Annotated in this window: 3 protein-coding genes; all 3 read right to left on the minus strand. The window is 67.7% G+C overall.

What is annotated here, in order from left to right; all coding sequences use genetic code 11:
- Nucleotides 1-2,963, minus strand: a 2,963-nt coding sequence (locus tag AB4Y84_RS14130; protein ID WP_442250312.1) for a PAS-domain containing protein, incomplete at its 3' end; no start/stop codon positions are given.
- A 46-nt stretch (nucleotides 2,964-3,009) separates the two neighbouring features.
- On the minus strand, nucleotides 3,010-3,495 hold the full coding sequence (locus AB4Y84_RS14135; protein ID WP_442243595.1) for a MaoC family dehydratase: 486 nt from the start codon (nucleotides 3,493-3,495) through the stop codon (nucleotides 3,010-3,012).
- Complete coding sequence (locus AB4Y84_RS14140; protein ID WP_442243594.1) at nucleotides 3,492-4,370, minus strand: alpha/beta fold hydrolase; 879 nt, start codon at nucleotides 4,368-4,370, stop codon at nucleotides 3,492-3,494. Before AB4Y84_RS14140 ends, AB4Y84_RS14135 begins: the two co-directional genes overlap by 4 nt.
- Between the last annotated feature and the right edge of the window lie 120 nt (nucleotides 4,371-4,490).

Raw genomic sequence — 4,490 nt, forward strand, 5'->3', positions numbered from 1 at the left:
CCCTTGATGCTGCTGTTGCCAGCGGCAGGTTCAGTGCGCGGGGCCGCAGGCGGCACTGCCCGCGCCACGGTGATGGAGAAGGTCGAGCCGCGATCGAGCACGCTGTGCAATTGCAGCGGCGCATGCAGCAGGTCGGCGATGCGGCTCGCGATGGTCAGGCCAAGGCCGAGGCCCTGGCCGTTGCTGCGATCGCCACGATGGAATTCCTCGAACACCACCGCTTGTTGCTCCGGGGCGATGCCGGGTCCGCTGTCATGCACGCCGATCGATAGCGTCTGGCCATGCCGACGCACGCCCAGCAGCACGCCGCCATGGCGAGTGTAGCGGATGGCATTGGCCAGGAAGTTCTGCAGCACCCGACGCAGCAGCAACGGGTCGCTGTGCACCCACGCGCGGGTCCGTACATGGCGGAACTGCAGGCCGCGCGCCGCGGCCAGCACGGCGAACTCCTGCGCAAGCGGGTCCAGCACGGTCGACAGCGCAAACGGGCGCGGATCGGCCACCAGTCCACCGGCTTCCAGCCGCGAAATATCGAGCAGACCCGACAGCAGATCGTCGGTGGAGTCCAGCGCACCACGAATCTGGCGCAGGAAGCTGTCCAGGAACTCCGATTCGATGTGCTGCGACATGGCATCGGTCAGCAGCTGCGCCGCATGCAGGGGCTGGATCAGGTCGTGGCCGACAGCGGTCAGGAAGCGTGTCTTGGCCACGTTGGCCCGTTCGGCTTCATGCACGGCCTGCTCCAGCCGGGCAGTACGGTCCTGCACCCGGCGCTCCAGGGTTTCGTTGCTGCGCTTGAGCGCGTCCTCTGCCCGCCGGAAAGCGGTGACATCGGTGAAGGTGGCCACGTAGCCGCCACCGGGCATCGGGTTGCCGCGGATTTCAACGATGGTGTTGTCCGGGAAGATCCGCTCGGACAGATGCGGAGTGCCGCGCCGCATGTGTACCACCCGCCGTTGCAACGCCTTGTCGCGCGAGTCGCCGGGGGTGTCGCCGATCTTCAACTGTCCCAACGCCCACGCCGTCAGGTTCGACACCGGCTGTCCGACCTGCAGCAGCTCCGGCGGGAACTTGAACAGCGCGGCATAACGGCTGTTCCAGGCCACCAGCTGCAACTGCGCATCGACCACGCTGATGCCCTGGCTCATGTTTTCCAGCGCGGCTTCCAGCAGGCGCTGGTTGAAGCGCAGCACCTGGGTGGCTTCGCCGACCGCGCGGGTAACGGCGTCCAGCGGTGCAGCGCCACCATCGCGGGCGGCCTCCACCAGCAGGCGTGCCATGCCCGCACCGACCACGGCGGTCAGCTCCCGCTCGATGGCGGTGACCCGCTCGTCATCCAGCATCTGCCCGGCATGCCCGTCCATCAGCTGGCGTGCGCGTTCCTGGCCGAGGAAGCGACCGGCCGTCTTGCGCAACGATGCTGCGGCCACCGCGTCGCGCTGCCGAGGCATCGATGGGCGCACCGCTCGCGACACCAGCACCACGGTCACCAGGTTGACCGCCAGGCTTGCGCCCATGCTGATGGCGATATGGCCCGGCTGCATGCGCAGCGAGAACATCGCCAGCCAGTGCAGCCCGTCTGGGCTGGCCGACGGCGGCGGGGCGGGGATCACCATCGGCAGCAGCACCAGCCACAGCCAGACCAGTGAGCCCAGCACGATGCCGGCGATGATGGCCAGGGAGGGCGTGCGCGGCCGGTACACCGCCAGCAGCACTGCCGGGGCCAGCTGCGAGAGCGCGGTGAACGACATCAGGCCGAAATCGCTGAGCGCTTCGGTACCGCTCATCGCGCGGCTGTACAGCCACGACATCAGGAACACGGCGAGGATGCCGGCGCGACGGAAGGCCAGCACGCGCGGTCGCAGATCGGCGGTGGTGACGCCGCCATCGACGCCGGCGAACAGCCGCGAGCCCACGCCGTGGTTGCCGAGCATGATCGACAGAGTCAGCCCGGACAGGATCATCATGCCGGTGGCCGCGCTCAGGCTGCCCAGGTAGGCCAGCAGCGCCAGCAGGTGGTGGCCGCGTTCCTGCGGAAGGGCCAGCACATACAGGTCGGGCGACACCGAAGATGGCAACTGCGCGGCACCGGCCAGTGCCATCGGCACCGATGGCAGGCCGATCAACAGCAGGTACACCGGGAACAGCCAGCGCGCTGTCTTCAGATCCGACGACTGCCGCAGTTCGACCACGCCCACGTGGAACTGGTGGGGCAGGGTGAACGCGGCCATCGCACCGAGCGCGACCATGGTCAGGTAATCCGGCACCACTGCCGGCGGCGGAAGGTGCGCCATCTTTTCAAGCAGCGGCGCGCCAGCCTTGTGCACCGACAGCGCGGCATACAGGCCGATGGCCAGCAGCGCGGTCAGCTTCAACAGCGATTCCACGCCCAGCGCGACTACGATACCGCGGTTGTGTTCGGTCGCCGACGCTTTGCGTGCGCCGAACAACGTGGTGAACGCCGCCATCGTCAGAGCGAACCAGAACGACATGTCCAGCTGCCAGCCAACGGGCGCGAACTGATCGCCGAGCAGGGCGGCAAGGCCCTGGCTGACCGCTTTCAGCTGCAGCGCGATGTAGGGAATGATGCCAAACAGCGCGACCAGGGTGATGGTGATGCCCAGCCCTTGGTCGGCACGCAGCCGTGCGACCACCAGATCGGCGATGGTGGCACTGTTGTGCTGCTTGGCCAGCCGCCCCAGCCGCACCAGGAACGGCAGGCCGAGGGCAAAAATGAGCGCCATGCCGATCAGTGTCGGCGGGATCGGGAAGCCCCACTGCACGCCCTGCGAGGCGGCGCCGTAGTACGTCCATGCCGTGCAGTGCACGCCCAGCGACAGCGCGTAGATGGCCGGCCAGATCTTCGACAGCCGATGCCCCTGGCGCTCTCCCCACAGGGCGACGCCGAACAGCAGCACGGTCCACGCGATGCAGGCGAACAGGACGATGGAGGGCGTCAACATCGCTCCAGTGTAGAGAGAACCGCGGCCGGCGGGCAGCCGGTTGGCGCTAGTCGGCGAGCACGATCAGCGACAGCTGTTCGGCGACCACGGCCACCTCACCGGCGGGGATGACTTCCACTGTCTTGTGCTGGGTCAGCAGCCATTGCCCGGGTCTGCGCGCTTCCAGTGACACCAGCTGCGAGCGCACCCGCACCTCGGAACCGCTGGGCACCGGCGCCAGGAAGCGGACCTTGTTCAAACCGTAGTTGAGTACGTGGGCGATGCCGGGAAAACCGGCCAGGGCCGCCACGTCGTCTTCGACGGTGAGCGAGAGCAGAAGGAAGCCGTGCGCGATGGTCTGCCCGCCCGGCAAGCCGGTCTGTGCGCGGGCGGGGTCGGTGTGGATCCAGTTGTGGTCACCGGTGGCGTCGGCGAAGGCATCGATGCGCAACTGCGCGATGCGCGTGCTGCCGCCCAGCCGCTCGCTTGCTGCCCATTGCCGCAGTGCCTGCAGGGCAGCAGGCAACTCATCCGTTGAAACGTCGGCAGTCATCGCACGCGCTCCAGCAATGCCAGGATCGCATCACGCGCCTCGGGCTCGGACAACATCGGGGCATGGCCCACCTCCGGCACTTCAACGAGGCGGGCGTTGGGCGAGGTGGCTGCCATCTGCCGCGCGACATCGGCAGGCAGGATGTCCGACAAAGCCCCGCGAACGACCAGCACCGGCACGCGTGCAGTCAGGCCACGCACCGCGCGCCATAGCACCGGGCGCAGCAGCCACAGCACCCACGGACGCGTGGTGCGGATCACCGCCGGGTCGTAGTCCAGTTCCAGCAGGCCATCGCTGCGCTGGCGGAAGGTGCGCACCGCCATCGCGCGCCAGTCGTCGGTGGTAAAGCGCGGGAACGCGGCCTTGCCGATGGATTCCACATACGTCGTGGCCTGTGCCAGGTCCATCGGTGGTACGGGCTTGCCGGCGTACTTGCCGATCCGCGCCAGGGCTTCGCGCGGTACCTTGGGGCCGGCATCGTTCAGAACTGCCGCGGCGATCAGCCCGGGCGCACGCGAGGCCAGGGTGATGGTGACCAGCACCCCCAGCGAGGTGCCGACGAATACCGCCTTGTCGATGTTCTGCGACCGCAGCAGCGCCACCATGTCGTCGGCATAGGTGCGCGGGTTGTAGCTGGACGGGTCCGATGCGCGTTCCGAACCTGCGCGTCCTCGCAGGTCAACCGCGATCACCCGCCAACCCGCAGCAGTCAGCGATGCGGCCAGCGCATCGAAGTCGGCGCCATTGCGGGTCAGGCCGGGGATGCAGACCACGGTGCCGCGCGCCGGCTGTGCGCCTGCAGGAGCATGGTCACGCGCATGCAGGCGCAGGCCATCGTCACTTTTCCAGTACAGATCATCGTAAGACGGTGTCATGCAGAAGCTTCCTAGAAATCGTAACGGACGCTGAGGCTATATTGGCGCGGCGGCCCATAGAAGCCAATCAGCGTGCCGACCGCCGGAATGTTGTAACCGGTGGTGCGGTATTCCTTGTCG

The sequence above is a fragment of the Stenotrophomonas sp. 2YAF22 genome, from assembly GCF_052114665.1.
GTDB lineage: Bacteria > Pseudomonadota > Gammaproteobacteria > Xanthomonadales > Xanthomonadaceae > Stenotrophomonas > Stenotrophomonas indicatrix.